This is a genomic window from Sporosarcina sp. ACRSM (genome assembly GCF_022346545.1).
Taxonomy (GTDB): domain Bacteria; phylum Bacillota; class Bacilli; order Bacillales_A; family Planococcaceae; genus Sporosarcina.
Genome location: NZ_JAKRNU010000004.1, coordinates 92206 through 111248, shown reverse-complemented (window position 1 = coordinate 111248; position 19043 = coordinate 92206). Strand labels below are relative to the sequence as shown.

The following is a 19043-nucleotide window of genomic DNA, read 5'->3' as shown; positions in this document are numbered from 1 at the left end:
GATCTCTCCTCTGCTCTTCTAATCTACTTGCTTACTCGTCTTCTCGTTGCACAACTTCCAACAAGGAGCGTGCTTTGTTCGCCGTTTCCATATATTCCGCAGTTGGATCGGATGCTGCCACGATTCCTGCACCTGCCTGCACATAGGCTTTTCCGTCTTTCACGATCATCGTGCGGATCGTCAACGCAAAATCCATATTGCCGTTAAAACCGATATAACCGATCGCACCACCGTAAATACCTCGATCCATCTGCTCCAACTCATCAATCAATTTCATCGCCCGCTGTTTCGGCGTCCCACTCACCGTTCCTGCTGGAAGAACAGCCGTCAAGGCATCCAATGGGTGAAGAACCGGCAATAATTTCCCTTCCACTTCCGACACGAGATGCATGACATGTTCATAACGGACCACTTGCTTATAATTCCTCACCTGAACGGAATCTGTCTCACAAATGGTATTCATATCGTTGCGTCCCAATTCCACAAGCATGTCATGTTCTGCAAGCTCTTTCGGGTCTGCCAGCAATTCTTGTTCAAGCGCTGCATCTTCCGCGGCATCTTTCCCACGTCTTCGTGTCCCCGCAATCGGGTTGGTCATCACGGTGCCGTCCGATACACGGACTAAGCTTTCCGGTGACGTTCCCACGACGACATGATCATCAAATTCCATGTAATACATATAAGGGGATGGATTCTGCTTTCTCAACTTGCGATACAAGGAAAACGGATCGCCTTTGAAATCTGCAACCAACCTTCTAGACAATACGATTTGTTCGATTTCCCCCGCTTCAATATGGCGCTTCGCCTCTCGCACAAGCTCTTCAAATTGCTGTTGCGTCACGGGACAAGAATACTCGCCCAGTTCAATGCCACCGTCTTCTTTTTCCCGCCCAGTTAACAATTGATCAACGAATGCGTCCAAATCAGGCGTCTTTTGCACTTCACTGATTTCCGTATGCAAGATCGTCACTTCATTTAACACATGGTCAAACACGACAATCGTTTCATATATATTAAAATGGACTTCAGGGAATCCAAGATTGTCTTCTGAATGCTTAGCGTCGTCTCTTCCTGCCCCGTACCCGACATAGCCGACTGCCCCGCCCGTGAATGGAAAATCGAGGTCATCCGAAATCCGCGGCATCAGCCGTTTCAACAGAACAAACAGATCTCCCTCATGCTGATACGTCTTCCCCGTCTTAAAGATGTACTCCTCAATCTTGCCATCCTTGCCGCTATACGACTTCAACGGATCCATCCCGATGAACGAATAACGTCCCGACCCCTCATGCTTGGAGGAACTTTCCAGCAAAAACTTCCGTTTGCCCTGCATCTTTCTAAAAATCAAAATCGGGGTAAGCGAATCACCATTCAACTTCTTCACCGTCGTCCGTAAACTCTTCTGCTCTATACTCATCTCAACTCAACTCTCCTATTCTATGGGGAAAATAAAAAAGTCCCCTGCAAAAGGACATAGAAGTCCGATTGCAGAGGACGGAATTGACCGCGTTGCCACCTCTGATTGAAGCATTACTGCTTCCACTTAGCGTGCCGAATCATCAGCACTTCCCGTAACGTGGGATCTACGTCTGCCTTGAACCATCCAAAAAAGGTTCGAAACAGCTCTCATAAGCCCATTCACAAAGGTCGCGTATCAGTTTCCACCAACCACTGACTCTCTTAAAATCGCAAACCATTGCTACTCTTCTTATTCAACAATTTCTCAGCTATTCTCATCTCGTCTAAGCTCATCTGTTCCGTGGGCGGCACCGCTCCCGGTACCTCCTGCCCGTCTTCGAACATAAAAGTTGTTACTAGCATAGTACAAATAAAACCAATCGTCAACCTTTTCGGAATTAAATAAGTCTTTGGATTGGGTGAAGGTATGACAATTTGAGGAAGGGGATTGCCTTGCTTATGAGCGCGGAGGGGGATTGAATGAGCGCGAAGATTGAAGTTTGAGCGTTGGTGGGAGTTTTTGAGCATGCGGACCGCACTTTGAGCGTTCCGCGAACTTTTTGAGCGCGAAGATAATTATTGGCGTCCGCGATCTAGATATTGGCGTTAGTTCACAAGTTATTAGCGCTTGCAGGCAAATTATTGGCGCTTGCAGGCAAATTATTGGCGCTTGCAGGCAAATTATTGGCGCTTACCAATGAGTTATTGGCGAATCTACTATCAACGCGCTACAATGGAGGAAAGCAATTTCGCGGATAGGGTGACAACTCATGAGAATCAATAAATATTTAAGCGAAGCGGGTATCGTATCGCGGCGTGGCGCGGATAAATGGATTGAAGATGGGCGCGTTACGATCAATGGGCAACCCGCCGAACTCGGCAGCAAAGTCGAAGATGGTGACAATGTACAAGTCGACGGAAAACCGGTGAAAACGGAAGAGCAACTTGTCTACATCGCCCTCAACAAACCCGTTGGCATCACCAGCACAACAGAACGTCACATCGCAGGGAATGTCGTCGATTTCGTCAATCATCCCTTGCGCATTTTCCATATCGGTCGGCTCGATAAAGACTCAAATGGACTGCTCCTCTTAACGAACGACGGCGATATCGTCAATGAAATCCTGCGCGAAGAACACGGCCACGAAAAAGAATATATCGTCACCGTCGATCATCCGATCACGCAAACCTTCATCGACAAAATGGAATCCGGCGTCAAAATTTTAGGGACGGTCACCAAACCTTGTAAAGTGAAAAAGCTCGGTCCACGCACCTTCAACATCACTTTAACCCAAGGACTGAACCGTCAAATCCGCCGCATGTGCTCCGCCCTTGGCTATAACGTCCGCAAACTGCAACGGACCCGTATCCTCAATATCCATCTCGGCAATTTACCAATTGGTCAATGGCGCGACTTGACAGAGGAAGAACTTGCGGAACTGTTCCGGACACTGGATTATCAGCCAAAACGATAGCACAACAAAAACAGTACTGTGTCCAATTCATTGGACATGGTACTGTTTTTTCTCTAATACACAAATCGAAGCATTAACTAAAGTTGAATAGAATGAACTAGGGCTTGGTGATAACGCGATTTGGGAAGTTTAGTGGATTGGCACAATGACAACAAAGTTGTTTAAAAATCTAATTTTTATTCCGTAAGGTAGAGAAAGCACAAATGTTTAATGGAATTTGAATATGCTAAGTGCAATTAAGTATACTCCCTTTTCTTTTCTCTCTTTATTATCCTGAGATACTTTTCTAAATTGACTTATTCCTCGGCGCAAACCAACCAATTAAGGCAATACCGACTAATACTCCATAGAAAATCAAAGTCCAAGCTGTACTGTGTGGAAAGTTATGGTTTAAGACACCAATATCCTCATGAGCAAGGGTAATTACAGCAAGTTTGACACCGACCCAGGCAACAATTGCATATGCTGTTGTTTCCAATGCTGGACGTTTTTCAAGAAGTTGCACAAACCAAGTTGCTGCAAATTTAATTAAGACAAGGCCGGCAATACCTCCCAGAACAACAACAATGAACTGTCCTCCGTCCATACCACCGAAATTGCCTAGCGGTGAATCTGGAAGACCCAAGGCAAGTGCAACCGCAGCTAGTATCGAATCAATTGCAAAAGCAAGATCAGCTAATGCTATCTTCCCTACTGTGCTCCAGTAGCCTTTACCTGCCGATTCCTTTTCATCGTCCTTATGAATATTCTTATTGTCTTTTCCGAATCGTGCCCGAATGATATGCTTTAGCCCTAGGTAAAGAAGATAAGCTGCGCCTATTGCCTGTATCTGCCAGACATTCGCAATAAATGAAATGGCAAAAAGGGCAGCAAACCGGAAAGCAAAAGCCATAATGATTCCGTAATTGATAGCTCTTTTTTTCTGATCTTCGGGTAAATGCTTGGCTATAACTGCTAGTACAAGGGCATTGTCAGCCGATAACAATCCTTCTAATCCGATTAAAATTAACAATGTCCAAGCATACTCTAGCCATATTGACTCCATTCACCTCTCTCCTTTCTAAAGCTAAAAAATCAGGTAAAAGTTTTGTTAATAATAGAATTTCCCACTATTCCAAATGAATACCTAAAACCTCTCAAATCAAAATACTCCTTTAAAACTAACAAGCACTGTTAATTCTGTATAGCCACTGCAACATTAGCCCAAATAGGTTCCTCCCCAGTCTCCTCTATATGTTTTTAATATAAATATCCAGCTCAAGGATGGAGCCGCCGTTCATTCCAACCGAACATCCACAAGCGCCACTACGATGCCATCCACGACTTCATGAATCGATTCACTCAAATAATTATTGATCATAATCGAAAAGATTAGTGTTTCACCCTCTTTGGTTTCAATATACCCCGACAGCGCAGTTACTCCATTCAGCGCCCCTGTTTTCGCCCGGACATTGCCTGCGGCGGCTGTCCCTTTCATGCGGTTGCGCAATGTACCGCCGATTAGTCGCTCGTCATGGCCTGCGACTGGCAATGCTTGTAGAAAGGTCGGGTACCATGGTTTGGACCGCGCCACGTATAGCAAGTGGGTCACTTCGTTGGCTGTGACGAGGTTTTTATGAGACATACCTGATCCGTCGCGGAGCTGCATGTTTTTCGTATCCAGTCCCATGGACGCGAGTTGATTGTCCATGACGGCCAGTCCCTTTTCCCAACTGCCTGCGCCGCCCGGCAGACGCCCCATCTCTTTGACCAACACTTCCGCATGCCCATTGTTACTCAGTTTTATGAAGGGGATGAGTAATTCTTTCAATGGGATCGATGATTTATCTGCCACTAATACGGCGCCTTTCGGAACTGTGCTGCTCCCGACTTTCGAGGCAGGGGAAACAGCGATGCCTTGGTCTTCCAAGACATGTTTGAATACGTTAACGGCATAGTCCGTCGGTTCCCAAACCGATGACCAAGAACGAGCCTTAGATGCACCGATTGGGATGGTTCCCGATACAATCACGGTGTTCGTCCCATGCTGACGTTCCACTTGGATGTTCTTCTTTCCTTTTTTCGCTACGGTCTTCGTATTGTTGACGATTGTCAAATAGCTATTGGCAGGAACCATACGAATCTTGCCGGCTTGGCCCGATTTTTTGCCCGGCTGTACCTCGACGATCACTGTTCCCGCGTCATAGTCCTCATTTGGTGAAAGGGTCAGCGCAGATACTTGCGCACCCGTGTAAAAGGGTTCATCGGACCAATTCAAGTCTTGAGAAAGCCGTACTTGATCATACCAACTATCATCCCCAAAAATTTGACCATTGATTGTACGAACGCCCTTCGCCTTCAGCTCGGCAGCGAAGGCTTTCAAGTCTTTCATCATGAGCGTCGGATCCCCCAGCCCCTTCAAATAAAGATCGCCATCGAGCACGCCATTTTGAATCTTCCCATCCATATACAACTCTGTTTTAAATCGGTGATCCTCGCCAAGCGTTTCGAGCACCGCCGCTCCTGTGAATAGTTTCATGACGGATGCCGGATGGACGCGTGTATTGCCTTGATGCGCATAAATGACTTCCCCGCTTACTGCATGGCGCACACTTATCGCAGTAGTCGCGCCCTGTAATCTTGGATCCTTCAGCAACTTGTCTACTTCCGGGAATTCTTGAGTGTCAGAGAGAGGCTCAGGCAATGATTGTTCAAGTTCGGCAGAGACGGTAATCATCTCCTTGACGCTTGCTTCCTCTCCCTCCTGATTGAAGGCGATCATCATCCCTCCAACGAACACAATCATTCCAATAAGAATCCCTATTTGCCAAGCACGCCTTTGTTTCATTTCACGATCGTCTCCTTGTTTTTTCAGTATAGCGATTATCCTTGTATGTTTTCCGGTAAATAAATAAGGGGAATACATAGAGAAAGTGAGGTGTATTCCATGGTTCCTAAAGTTGCTGAAAACGATATTGCACGTGCCATCATTCAAGTTTTGAAAGAAGGAAAGCAAGATACCTTTCATGAAATCATAAAAGAATTGAAGCCATACGACATAGCCGTCCAATATAAATGTTTGCCCGTTAAACATCATCCCCTCTTTCTAGATTGGTTATCGATGGAGGAGTTGACAGGTCTATTACGTCATCTGTCGCGCGATGCACAACTGCATATCCTGCGCACAATCGATCCGAACCGGTCGACCGATATTTTGGAAATGATGAAAAACAATGATCTCGCCTTTCTATTATCGGGGTTGTCCAAAACTGAAATTGATGCCCTGATTTCGGAGATGAAACAAGACGAAATGACCGTCATCCGGCATATTATGGACTATCCACCGAAAACAGCAGGCAGGGCAATGACAAACCGTTATATTTGGGTCCACACTTCCTATACGGTGGAACGTGCGATAAAAAAACTAAAAAGCTTTGCGACACTCGCAACGTACTTAAATTATTTATATGTCATTGACGATGATAAAAAACTTGTAGGCGTCGTTTCCTATCGCGACCTGCTCCTGGCAGATCCTTTTGCGGGAATTGAAGACATCATGTCGCGCAATTTGATCCAAGTGAATGTGTTGACCAAACAGGAAGAAGTCGCAAAAGTAATCGGCCGCTACGATTATGTGTCCATTCCGGTTGTGGATGCGGATGGTGTTCTCCTTGGCATCGTCACGGTGGATGATGTGCTCGATATCGTTGTCCGGGAAGCGAACGAAGATATTGAAATGTTGCTCGCTTCCGGAAAAGAGATCGATTTTAAAACGAAGCCGACCGTCGCCACTTACCGTCGTCTGCCTTGGCTGATTCTGTTGCTGTTCATCGGTTTGATTTCCGGGAGCATCATTTCCCGTTTCGAAGCCACGCTTGAAACTGTCGTTGCGCTCGCCTTTTTCATGCCGATGATCGCTGGCATGACTGGCAACACCGGCACTCAATCACTCGCTGTTGTCGTTCGCGGTCTTGTCTCTGAAGACATGGATATGAAAAAGATGTTGAAACTATTATTTCGTGAGTTGCTGGTCGGTATAATGATCGGGCTCATCTGTGCCGTTCTTATTTTTATCATCGCCTTTATTTGGCAAGGCAGCTTTGTGCTTGGTCTCGTCGTGGGCGCCTCGCTCTTTGCCACCTTGATTATCGGAACATTGGCCGGAACGGTCATCCCGCTCATTTTGCATAAATTCAATGTGGATCCTGCCGTTGCATCCGGTCCACTTATTACAACCATCAACGATATTTTGTCGCTATTGATCTATTTCGGCATTGCCACGATGTTCATTTCAAAATTGATGTGAATGTTTTTCCAAAATAGCTTGCCCGAAAAAAAGTGGTTTGTATACGAATTTTTAAAACAAAGATGATCAATTACGCCTCGGCGTAATTGCGTCCAGATTTTTTTCGAGCTTGCTCGCATCTAGCTCCGGGCGCCAGGAGCTCGGGTCATGCAACCGTTGCTGCAGGACGCAGCGAACTTAGGTTGCCTTCTACTCTTCGTTCAGCGGGCGTTTGAACACCCACTAAACAGGAAACAAAACTGCATTCATCCCGACACCTATGGAGGTGGGAGTCTTCTGCTGAATGAAGATAAAGTGCTTCGCATGAATTTCATCATTCTGCGTAAGTTGTAGAAATGCCAATGATCCGATGGAAAAGGAGGATTTGCGATACGCGCAAGGGAGTATCACAATCAAAAAACGGTGAGCTTTGTACAACGGGGGATTGGTTTCGGAACTTGTCTTGCGATGGTCATTTCCTATACCGCCTACCAGTCTATTGGATGGGCAATCATCCATGGTTGTTTAGGTTGGCTTTACGTCATCTACTACTACCTTGTCCATGCACCCAGTCTATTTTAAAAATGAAAAAGAGCTGATACGACAATCTATGCCGTTTCAGCTCTTCCCATTCTTTTATACGAACTTTGCAACCCGGTCGCGCATGGAGCCATGTTGCATTAAATTTGTATGCCATGAAAAGGCTTTTTCCAGTACATGAGGTGTCTGACCGCCTCTTTCAAGTGCTTCGCTGTAATAGTCACGCAGTTGTTCACGATACATCGGGTGGGCGCAGTTTTCGATAATGAGACCTACGCGCTCACGTGGCGCCAATCCACGTAAATCCGCATATCCTTGCTCCGTGACGATGACATCGACGTCATGTTCCGTATGATCCACGTGGGAGACGAATGGAACGATACTCGAAATATCGCCGCCTTTGGCGATCGACTTCGTAACGAAGATGGCTAAACGTGCATTGCGGGCAAAATCTCCTGAGCCGCCGATGCCATTCATCATTTTTGTCCCGGTCACATGCGTTGAATTGACATTGCCGTAAATGTCCAGCTCAAGAGCTGTATTGATGGAAATCAAACCGAGACGACGGATGATTTCCGGATGATTCGAGATTTCCTGTGGACGCATGATCAGTTTATCCCGATACTGCTCGAAATGATTGAACACGCGGTCCATCTTCTCTTCCGATAAGGTAATGGATGCGCAAGAAGCAAAACGGACCTTCCCTGCGTCGATCAAATCGAATACCGCATCCTGCAATACTTCCGAATACACTTCCAAGTCCTCAAACTCCGAGTTCACCATGCCATGAAGCACCGCATTGGCAACGGAACCGATACCTGATTGCAAAGGTGCAAGGCGCTCTGTCAAACGCCCCGCCTGAATTTCCGTACGTAAAAACGCTAATAGATGCTGTGCCATAATCTCTGTTTCATGATCCGGTTCTTCAATGGTAGAGGGGGAATCCAATTGATGTGTAAAGACGATCCCTTTCACCTTTTCTACATCGACCGGAATACCAATTGTACCGATACGGTCATCCACTTTTGTAAGCGGGATCGGTCCGCGCTCCCCTTGTTTGCCCGGATCATACAGATCGTGAAGCCCTTCCAGTTGCGGCGGTTGCGCCGTATTGATCTCAATGATGATGGACTTCGCATGTTGGGCAAACGTCAAGGAGTTGCCAACAGATGTCGTGGGGATGACCATTCCGTCTTCCGTAATGGACACCGCTTCCAAAATGGCAAAGTCGATCGGTTCGATGACTTCTGCACGGATCAGCTCCGCTGTATGTGATAAGTGATGATCGACAAATAAATGATCCCCGTTATTAATTTTCGAACGCATCGTGCGATCTGCTTGGAAAGGCAGCCGCTTATGTACGATATCCGCTTCCGCAAACAGGCGGTCAATTTCCGACCCGAGAGATGCTCCTGTAAAGACGTTCACTTTGAAACGTTCTGTTTCCGCTCTTTTCACCAATGCCAATGGTACCGCTTTCGCATCACCTGCCCGTGTAAATCCGCTCAATCCCAATGTCATGCCATCTTCAATCCATGATGCTGCCTCTTCAGGGGAAACAACGACATCACGCAATTGATGATTTTTAATACGATCCAGTTGATTTGTCATCTATTTCACGCCCCTTTTTCATAACCTTAAGATAACTATAACTGAAGCGCTTACATAGAAGGGGATTTAGGGATTGGTCAAGAAAAAGCTCGATAAAGCAGGGATTTTGGCGAATAAAACAGCAATTTTCAGAATCCCAATAATTTACGGAAATAACTTGAATACGATTGGCTCACGGGTATTCGGGAACCGTCGTTCATTTCCAATACAAAAGTGGAGTGCGTGTCCGGATAGATTTCTTTAATATGATGGACATTGACGATAAAAGAACGGTGACAACGGACAAAAGCATCACGAGGCAATAAATATTCGAACTCTTGCAAAGTGTTTTTGTGCGTACCCGAAACGTCATCCGTCATGACATACGTTTTCCGTTCTTTCACTTCAATATAATGAACATCGGAAAAAGGAATCGGTTTCCAGCCATCTTGCGTCTTCACAGTCACAACCGATTTGCCGTCCGTGTAAGCGGGATAGATGGCCGTCACGCACCCGTCCACCTGTCCATCACTGTAAAAAGGGACAGCCATTCCATGATAAGGAATGCCGAAAACATCCCGATTGATAAATTCCGATACTTTCTGCCGATCCTTGATCGCCTTATGCGCAATCGTTCCCTCTTTCACTGGATCGCCCGGTCTGATCTTCAAGTCCACGCGCTTACTCGGGCGATAATAAAAATACGTTTCCTTATTCGATACAGCAATTGAAACTTCATCTGAAAACAATTCGCCCATCACATCCAACAGGGCATCGAGACTTAACATCGCCATCCGAATTTCTCCTTTACCAAACGTTTATTACCTTCATTATACTACAATGAAAAGAAAGCCCCAAAACAAGCAAAAGAAGACCCGTTTTCACAGGGTCTCCCTTCAACTTGTTTTCGCATCTGGTTCTGGCACTTTGGCAAGAAAAGCAATACCGATGATAAACAGGATAATGAGGCTGAATACGCCGTATGCGGAATTCCCCGTCAAATGGGCGGTCACCCCTAATAGCAATGGACCCATGACCGATGCAAACTTCCCAAAAATATTATAAAAACCAAAAAACTCATTCGCTTTTTCCTTCGGTACAAGTCTCGCAAAATAGGAACGGCTAAGCGCCTGAATACCGCCTTGCGACGTTGCCACCAGCATCGCCAACACCCAAAAGTCCATCGTCGTTTTCATGAAAAAAGCGTAAATACAGACAATCATATAGACAAATATACCGACGTATAACATCTTTTTACCCGTGAACTTCTGCGCCAGTTTCCCATAAATGATCGCAAATGGCGCCGCCACGACTTGAGTGACGAACAAGATGATGAGAAGATTGGTTGAGCTAATCCCTAAATCCGTTCCATACGCTGTCGACATCGAAATGATCGTCCCAACGCCATCAATATAAAAGAAATAAGCAATTAGAAATAAAAACACAGTCCGGTATTTGCGGATTTCCCGAAACGTTCCACCAAGCCGTCTAAAGCTGCCGACCAACAATTGCGGTTCCCGTTTAACGCCATGAAGTTGATGCACATTTTTCAGCATCGGAACCGTGAACGAAAACCACCAAATCGCTGTAATGACAAAAGCCAATTTACTAGCCATCGATGTCGCAAGGGGGATCACCCCTTTTCCTGCCAATAAAATGATGGCGATACTGATAATGAACGGAATTGTACTCCCGATATACCCGAGCCCAAAACCGCGGGCGGAAATATGGTCCATCCGTTCCTCAGGCGTTACATCAACAAGAAAAGCATCGTAAAATATATTTGCCCCATGGAAACCGACAGCCGTAATCGTATAAATGATCAATAAAGCCAACCAATTATCGCCTGGAACAAACGCTAAAGAAAGGGTCGCTAGTGAGCCCAATAAGAAAAAGAATAAGAAAAACTTCTTTTTCAACCCTTCATAATCCGCTATCGTTCCTAAAATAGGCCCGATCATCGCCAAGATGAATGTCGCAATGGCGACCGTATATCCTAAATACGCTGTTGAGTTCGACAGACTGACACCAGCTTCTGTCGCAACCGCTTTGTAGTACAGCGGGAAAACGGCAGTCGTGATGATGATGGAATAAGCCGAATTCGCCCAATCATAGAACATCCAGCTATTTTCCGCACTGCTGTACTTCTTCATTGCCCCACCTCCAACTTTACTTTTCTATAGTGTACAGTACAAACCATCGAAATATTTATAAAGAATGTCCCATTTCCTCTCAATTGTTCTTTTCGAGAAAATAAAAGATTTTCCCTTTATTTCCTCTTGAAATCGATTCCTCCCTCATAATTGGTTGTTGGAATTCACAAAAAAGAGGAATTAATAAAAAATGTTTCACGTGGAACAAAAAAGCGTGAGGAGCTCGTTCGAACTCACCACGCTTAGACAGTATTATAACTCCTGATAATCCCGCTGATATTTGCCACCGTCTTTGACGTCTGAATGGTATAGTGCCTTCAATGCAAAGCTTTTTTCCAAATCATGTTCCTTCATGATCTGTTTCAGCTTTTTCGTCAGTTCCGCATCGTTTTTCACCAGTTGTTCCATCTTCGGCTTCGAGTATTGCATACTTCATCGCCTCCCTTCATACTCTATCTGTCTCTCCAGTATAACACCGATTCACCCTCAACCATTCCTTTCAGATTTGATATACTAATCGGTACAACAAGATTGGAATTGAGGTGACATCATGTATAAGACCATTGGAATTCTCGCGCATGTGGACGCAGGGAAAACGACTTTTTCAGAGCAATTGCTTTATCATACGAACAGCATCCGGCAGCGTGGACGCGTCGATCATAAAGATACTTTTCTCGATCATCACGCCATCGAAAAACAGAGAGGCATTACTGTCTTTGCAGAGCAAGCGGTGATTTCCTATAACGGGTCCACCTATACCCTTATCGATACACCGGGCCACGTCGACTTTTCCCCGGAGATGGAAAGGGCCATCCAAGTGATGGACTATGCTGTGCTGATCATCAGTGCCGTGGACGGCGTAGAAGGGCATACGGAAACCGTCTGGCAGTTGCTGCGCAAACACCAAGTCCCGACCTTTTTCTTTATCAATAAAACCGACCGGGAAGGCACGGATATCAAGAACATCCTCTCCGAAATGCGTACCCAATTATCGGCAGACATTTTTGACTTTACGTCCTCTTTTACTGAAGAAGTCATTGAATTTATCGCAGAACGGGATGAAGAACTTCTTGAAACCTATATGGAATCCGGCTTTGAGCAGGCGCTTTGGCTAAAAACGTTGAAAACGATGATACACGACAACAAAGTTTTTGCCTGTACTAGCGGTTCCGCACTAAAAGACATCGGTGTCATGGACTTCTTTGAAATGCTAGACCAATTGACGGAGACCACTTATAACGAAACGGACGACTTTGCTGCACGGGTATACAAAATACGGCATGACGATAATGGCAAGCGAATCACATTCCTCAAGGCCCTCAGCGGGACGCTACGTGTGCGGGAGGAAGTGCTTTACGGAGGGAAGTCCGAAAAAATCACACAGATTCGAGTCTACAGTGGCAATAAGTACAAAGCCGTGGAACAGGTTCATGCGGGGGAACTATTTGCGGTAACCGGCCTGACCGAAGCGTCCATAGGAGATGGCATCGGGTCCCTTCAGGAACAAGCTATCTTTAACTTGATTCCCACGTTGAAATCGAAAGTCGTCTTTGATCCGTCGCTCCATGTCAAAGATGTGTTAAGTTGCTTCAGACATTTGGATGCGGAAGACCCCTCTTTACGCGTTTATTGGGACGAACACTTTCAGGAAATCCACGTCCATGTTATGGGCGTCATCCAACTGGAAGTGTTGCAAGAGGTCGTGAAAGAACGTTTTCAAATGGACGTGGCCTTTGAGGATCCTAAAATACTCTATAAGGAGACGATTGGAACTCCCGTAATCGGCTACGGCCATTTTGAACCGCTCAAACATTACGCGGAAGTCCATTTGAAAATAGAGCCGGGCGAACGGAATAGCGGCATCACCTTTGAAAATGCCTGCCATGCGAATGATCTTTCCATCGGCCATCAAAATTTAGTTCGCACACATCTATTTGAGCGTGATCATCATGGTTTATTGACCGGGTCGGCCCTCACCGACGTGAAAATCACCTTGCTGACAGGACGAGGACATAACGAACATACAGCTGGCGGTGACTTCCGTGAAGCAACATACCGTGCCTTACGACAAGGACTGGAACAAGCGGAAAACATCCTGCTTGAACCGTATTATGATTTTAAAATCAAAGTCGCGACCGAACAGATTGGCCGTGTCCTATCCGATATCCAACAGGCATCCGGAAACTTCGGACCTCCTGAAACGGTTGGAGATACGGTCATTATTAGTGGCAAGGTGCCCGTCGCCACCTTCATGAACTACAGTACGACATTTGCCTCCTTCACCCATGGCAAAGGAGCTCTCAGCCTCCTCTTCGGCGGATACGACCGTTGCCATAACGAGGAACAAATTATCGAGGAAATCGGTTACGACAAAGACGCGGATCCTGAATACACATCGACATCCATCTTCTGCGCCAAAGGAAAAGGCTATGCCGTTCCTTGGCAAGAAGCCGAACAAGCCATGCATTGCTAAAAAACGTTTTAAAGAACAAACACCCCCGCAAACCTACTGATCTATTCAGCTACGTTCCAAGTTGAACGTAGTTTTTTCTTTTTCCCCTTAAAAACTCTTGATATAAAACTAAACTTCTTTTTAACCTTGAAACTTTCCACAAGCGGAAATATAAAGTATAATTAGTATTAATGGCATAAACAAATTACCCAAAATAAACATTTATGCCTATATCTTATTGATTAATTACACACTTGTCCAAATTTCACTAATAATACTTTTGACCCTCCCGACAATTCGATTACTCTATAATATAAAGCTTACTTGTAAGAAAGGAATTGTTCATTTGTGTTGACCGACCTTAAAAATATTTCACCGATTGCTGCTTTGCTGGAGGAGAATTTCTGTCTGTCCATCACCGATTGTAATGGCATCATCACATATGTCAATCAACCCTTTTGCGAGCTATCCCAATATAGTGAAGAGGAGTTGATCGGGCAGCATTACGGAATGTTGAACCCGGAATACACCGCCAAAAGCTTTGTGGAAGAAATGCAGCAAGAACTTGCCGAAGACAGAGTATGGCAACAGCAAATCAAAAGCTTTGCCAAAGATGGCTCTCCTTACTGGGTGCAAGCAACTATTTTCCCTACCTATGATGAAGACGGGACAATCACTCAGTATGTCTCCCTTGATATCGATATTACTTCCAAAATCCAAACGACCCAAAAATATGAAAAGACACTGGAAACACTTCGGAATATAGAAAATGCACTCGATCAATCCTCTGTTGTCGCCATCACGAACCAGAGAGGGATCATTACGTATGTAAACGATAAGTTTTGTGAGCTGTCCCAGTATTCTGCAGAAGAGCTGATCGGCCAGACACACCAAATTGTCAATTCCGGGTTCCATCCAAAGTCCTTTTTCAAAAACATGTGGAAAACGATTGGGAACGGAGGCATTTGGCAGGGGGATATAAAAAACCGGGCAAAAGACGGCTCGGATTATTGGGTAAACACAACCATTGTCCCCTTCCTCAACAAAAAGGGGAAGCCTTTCCAATACATTGCTATCCGAACCGATATCACCGACCGTATAGATGCAGAAAAGTCTCTTGAAATCGCTTTGAAAAACGATTTCCGTCAAACAGTAAAAAACTTGCAAAATATTATATTCACCTATACAACCGATGACGATGGGAATTTCATGTTTACGTTAATTGAAGGGAAAACAGCGGAAAAAATCGGACTTACTGATGATCTGGTCACCCTCAACCAACTTCAGCATGCGTTCGAAAAGGATGAATTCAAAAAGTTAGAAAGGCATTTCAGACGCAGTATGCTTGGGGAAGAAGTGCAATTTGAGCTCAAACACTCATCCGACACCTACCTTCTCTACTTATCCCCGATTTTTGACAATGGGACTGTTGTAGAAGTTGTAGGAACAGCAACCGATATTACGCAGCGTAAAGAAGCGGAAGAGCTTGTGAAACATATGGCTTACTATGACTATTTGACGGGTTTGCCGAATCGACGTCTTTTTCAAATGAAAACCAATGAAGCGATTGAACAAGCGCAAAAGAATGACGAATCTTTCGCCTTGCTATTCATCGATCTGGATCGGTTTAAAAATGTCAACGATACGATGGGACATGCAGTCGGCGATGAATTATTGAAAGTAGTCGGCCAAAGATTGAAAGACTGTATTCAGGAAGAGGATATTGTTGCTAGGCTTGGCGGCGATGAGTTTGTCATTCTGTTGGCCTCGAAGCCAATTGCCGAAATCGAAGCAATCGCGACATGTATTCTTGAAGAGATCTCCCGCTCTTTCCATTTCAAAAATCTGGATGTTTTCGTCACGCCGAGTATCGGGATCAGCATCTTCCCTGACGATGGGCAGGATTACGATACATTAATGACGAAAGCAGACACAGCTATGTACTTGGCGAAGGAAAATGGGAATCGGACCTTTCAATTTTTCACACAAGAAATCAACCATAGCTTAGTCGAAAAAAAGACGTTGGAGACAGAGCTCCGACAAGCCCTTCTGTCCAATCAATTTATGCTCCATTACCAACCGCAAATCGATATGGCGACGGGGCATATTACAGGACTCGAAGCGCTGATCCGTTGGGTCCATCCGACAAAAGGGATGATTTCCCCTGCGCAATTCATTCCGCTTGCGGAAGAGTCTGGGCTCATCATCCCACTTGGGCAATGGGTACTCGAAACCGCTTGCGTCCAAGTCAAAAAATGGCTTGATGAAGGTCTGCCGCCTATCCAAATCAGTGTCAATGTCTCGCCTTACCAATTCAAACAGACCGCGTTTGTAACGATGGTGACAGAAACGTTGGCGCAATCCGGATTACCTGCTCATCATCTCAACTTGGAAATCACCGAAAGCATGACATTCGATACCCAACATTGCCAGTCGATTCTTCAACAATTGCGCGAGATCGGCATCAATGTCAGTATCGATGATTTCGGAACCGGCTATTCTTCACTGAGCTACTTAAGCAAATTGCCGCTCACACATGTCAAAATTGACGGGGCATTTATCCAAGGATTGGACAAGAGGAATGGCGCAATCGTCAAAACCATTATTACACTCGCCAAAAACTTGGACTTGAATGTCATTGCGGAAGGCGTCGAAACAGAAGAACAAGCCCGCTTCCTACAAAGCCTTCACTGCGATGAAGCACAAGGCTATTTGTATTCCAAACCGCTGAATCCAGAGCAGACAGAAGAACTGCTTCAACAAGCCAACAAGCTGTTCAGTCGTATTTAATCATTGAATCTCAAAAGGCGTCCTCGATCCAAAGGACGCCTTTTGATTATAAACGGAACACTAAAAAAATCTCATTGTTATTCTCTTCATAAGAGCCGGGTATGGTCACCCCTTTTATCAGTTCAAAAGGGGTGCGCATGTCTAAAAACTCGATATACTCACTCGTCGGATAATACAAAATGACATCAACCGAGCGCGGATGCTGTTCAACGGATTGCAAAATGGACTGGACAACCTTTGTGAAAACCTGCAGGGAAAACGGATTAAAGAAATAAAATCGATTATCTCCTTCTTCCACCCCATATTGCTCCGCCAAACAATGCTCAAAACGGATGGTCCCGTTCTTCCTTTTCGCTTTGCGCATATAACTGGCTTGGTTTTCAAGCGCTTCCTGATACAATTGTCCACTCATTTCAATACCGGTGATCGATACTTGAAAACGGTCATGCAAGTAAAACGCCAAGCGCCCTTTCCCGCAACCGAAATCGACTACACTATCTGTTGTCGTTAATTCGTATTCCGTAAAAAAGACATTCAACGCTTCATAAGGCGTAGCTTCGTATCGATTATAATGGGATGACTGATGTTGCCATTCCCTCATCCCAGTCGTTTGGATACGCAACTGCCGATCATAGTCTCTTTCCTCCATCAAAGTCCCTCCCCGCCCCTAGTATAACTTTTCTGATGCCAAAATCAATCACGCCTCGGCGTGATTGCGTCCAGATTTTGAATTGCGAATCGAACAGCGAAGGGTTCGATTTGCCGTATTTCTGCGATCTTTGCAGAAATTAAGGCACTTTCCTTTCAGGACGTCGCGCACTTAGACTGCACTCCATTATTCATTTAGCGGGCGTTTGAACACCCGCTGAACAGGAAGTCAAAATGCATTCATCTCGCCACCTATGGAGGTGGGAGTCTTCTATAGCTGACGCTTCGCTTTCAGTACAAAAACATTTGCTGAATGAAGATAAAAAAAACAGGCAGTTCCAGCACCCATTACGGTTTGCCAAACTGCCTGTTTTACTATTCGAATGACGGATTTACGCCATTTTTTCAACTGATTCCAAAGGTTTCTTTCCTGTTTCTGTACCAAAACGGCCTTCCCATTTTGACATGACAACTGTCGCCAATGCGTTACCAAGTACGTTGACAACTGTACGACCCATATCAAGGAGTCGGTCGACACCAGCGATGAATGCAAGGCCTTCAAGTGGAATACCGACAGTACCCAATGTCGCCAATAGGACGACGAAGGAAACGCCCGGTACACCTGCGATACCGTTAGATGTAATCATCAGTACCAATACAAGTGTCACTTGCTCCATGATGCTCAAGTCGATCCCGTACATTTGCGCGATGAAAATCGCCGCAAGCGCCTGATACAATGTGGAACCGTCCAAGTTAAAGGAATAGCCCGTTGGAACAACAAAAGCCACAATATCTTTCGGAGAACCGAATTTCTCCATCTTTTCCATCAACTTTGGCAGAACCGATTCTGAACTCGATGTAGAATAAGCTAGAATCAATTCTTCTTTCAATTCCTTAATGATAGCGAAAATGCTTGAACCAACCATCTTCGCGATTCCACCAAGTACAACAACAACGAAGAAAATCATTGTCGCATACACAAGAATCATCAATTTACCAAGCGGTATTAAAGAAGATAGACCAAATTTTGAAACAGTTACACCGATAAGACCGAAAACGCCAATCGGTGCGAACTTCATGATAAAGTTCGTAACCCAGAACATCGCATCCGCCGTTCCTTGGAAAAACGCAAGGACCGGTTTTCCTCTTTCACCGACCGCTGCAACACCTAATCCGAATACAACGGAGAAGAAGATGACTGCAAGCATATCTGCATTTGCCATCGATTGGATGACGTTGCTCGGTACGATACCGACAAGAACATCCATGAAAGTTTCATTTTGCTTACTTTCAGCCGTCCCAACATACGAATTGATATCCGTTTTCGTAAGTTGTGACATGTCCACGCCTTCGCCCGGCTTGAAAATGTTCGCCGCGGATAAACCGACAATGATGGCAACAAGGGAAACGATTTGGAAGTAAATCATCGTCTTACCGCCAAGTTTACCTAACTGCTTTAAATCACCTGTACCTGCGACTCCCACGATAAGTGAGGATACAATAATCGGTACAACGATCATTTTAATCATGTTCAAGAAGATCGTGCCGAGCGGTTGTAGATACGTTTCTATATGAGGATTTCCGTAAAATATTGCTCCGACAATGATCCCTAAAATTAATCCGACAAGGATCTGATACGCCAAAGGAATTCTAAATTTCTTTTTCATCAAATA

The 19043-nt window shown here is 45.1% G+C and carries 14 protein-coding genes and 1 other annotated feature; of the genes, 5 read left to right on the top strand and 9 right to left on the bottom strand.

Features of this window, described 5'->3' with window-relative positions; all coding sequences use genetic code 11:
- Window positions 1-31: 31 nt before the first annotated feature.
- Window positions 32-1417, bottom strand: coding sequence for an anthranilate synthase component I (gene trpE / locus MHZ95_RS07850; protein ID WP_239390068.1), 1386 nt, complete (start codon window positions 1415-1417; stop codon window positions 32-34).
- 70 nt (window positions 1418-1487) lie between these two features.
- Window positions 1488-1725: a binding site (T-box leader), on the bottom strand.
- A gap of 333 nt (window positions 1726-2058) precedes the next feature.
- On the opposite strand from trpE, the gene MHZ95_RS07845 reads away from it, so the two are divergent.
- Both MHZ95_RS07845 and rluF read left to right on the top strand, forming a co-directional pair.
- The gene (locus MHZ95_RS07845) at window positions 2059-2217 is read left to right on the top strand and encodes a hypothetical protein (RefSeq protein WP_239390067.1); all 159 of its coding nucleotides are present in this window, start codon (window positions 2059-2061) and stop codon (window positions 2215-2217) included.
- Window positions 2218-2228: 11 nt separating this feature from the next.
- The gene (gene rluF / locus MHZ95_RS07840) at window positions 2229-2933 is read left to right on the top strand and encodes a 23S rRNA pseudouridine(2604) synthase RluF (protein WP_239390066.1); all 705 of its coding nucleotides are present in this window, start codon (window positions 2229-2231) and stop codon (window positions 2931-2933) included.
- A gap of 286 nt (window positions 2934-3219) precedes the next feature.
- Here the strand turns inward: rluF and MHZ95_RS07835 are convergent, their stop codons facing one another.
- Window positions 3220-3978, bottom strand: coding sequence for a TerC family protein (locus MHZ95_RS07835; protein WP_239390065.1), 759 nt, complete (start codon window positions 3976-3978; stop codon window positions 3220-3222).
- A gap of 231 nt (window positions 3979-4209) precedes the next feature.
- Window positions 4210-5760: a D-alanyl-D-alanine carboxypeptidase/D-alanyl-D-alanine endopeptidase gene (gene dacB, locus MHZ95_RS07830; RefSeq protein WP_239390064.1), complete on the bottom strand. Its 1551-nt coding sequence runs from the start codon at window positions 5758-5760 to the stop codon at window positions 4210-4212.
- A gap of 99 nt (window positions 5761-5859) precedes the next feature.
- On the opposite strand from dacB, the gene mgtE reads away from it, so the two are divergent.
- On the top strand, window positions 5860-7218 hold the full coding sequence (gene mgtE / locus MHZ95_RS07825; RefSeq protein WP_239390063.1) for a magnesium transporter: 1359 nt from the start codon (window positions 5860-5862) through the stop codon (window positions 7216-7218).
- Between the two features lie 615 nt (window positions 7219-7833).
- Here mgtE and MHZ95_RS07820 read toward each other — a convergent pair.
- From MHZ95_RS07820 to MHZ95_RS07805, 4 genes are all read right to left on the bottom strand, one after another.
- The gene (locus MHZ95_RS07820) at window positions 7834-9348 is read right to left on the bottom strand and encodes a succinyl-CoA:acetate CoA-transferase ScpC (RefSeq protein ID WP_239390062.1); all 1515 of its coding nucleotides are present in this window, start codon (window positions 9346-9348) and stop codon (window positions 7834-7836) included.
- Window positions 9349-9476: 128 nt separating this feature from the next.
- Complete coding sequence (locus MHZ95_RS07815) at window positions 9477-10121, bottom strand: LytTR family DNA-binding domain-containing protein (protein ID WP_239390061.1); 645 nt, start codon at window positions 10119-10121, stop codon at window positions 9477-9479.
- A gap of 102 nt (window positions 10122-10223) precedes the next feature.
- Window positions 10224-11480 (bottom strand): MFS transporter, encoded by a 1257-nt coding sequence (locus MHZ95_RS07810; RefSeq protein ID WP_239390060.1) that lies wholly within the window; start codon window positions 11478-11480, stop codon window positions 10224-10226.
- A 252-nt stretch (window positions 11481-11732) separates the two neighbouring features.
- Complete coding sequence (locus MHZ95_RS07805; protein ID WP_239390059.1) at window positions 11733-11909, bottom strand: hypothetical protein; 177 nt, start codon at window positions 11907-11909, stop codon at window positions 11733-11735.
- Between the two features lie 121 nt (window positions 11910-12030).
- Between MHZ95_RS07805 and MHZ95_RS07800 the strand changes: the two genes are divergently transcribed.
- Entirely contained in the window at window positions 12031-13953 is a 1923-nt protein-coding gene (locus MHZ95_RS07800) for a GTP-binding protein (protein WP_239390058.1), read from the top strand.
- Between the two features lie 327 nt (window positions 13954-14280).
- Window positions 14281-16722 carry a sensor domain-containing protein gene (locus MHZ95_RS07795; RefSeq protein WP_239390057.1) on the top strand — a complete coding sequence of 814 codons (2442 nt, stop codon included), beginning with the start codon at window positions 14281-14283 and terminating at the stop codon, window positions 16720-16722.
- A 46-nt stretch (window positions 16723-16768) separates the two neighbouring features.
- On the opposite strand, the gene MHZ95_RS07790 is transcribed toward MHZ95_RS07795, so the two are convergent.
- On the bottom strand, window positions 16769-17371 hold the full coding sequence (locus MHZ95_RS07790; RefSeq protein WP_239390056.1) for a class I SAM-dependent methyltransferase: 603 nt from the start codon (window positions 17369-17371) through the stop codon (window positions 16769-16771).
- A gap of 391 nt (window positions 17372-17762) precedes the next feature.
- Window positions 17763-19037 carry a cation:dicarboxylate symporter family transporter gene (locus MHZ95_RS07785; protein WP_239390055.1) on the bottom strand — a complete coding sequence of 425 codons (1275 nt, stop codon included), beginning with the start codon at window positions 19035-19037 and terminating at the stop codon, window positions 17763-17765.
- Window positions 19038-19043: the final 6 nt, after the last annotated feature.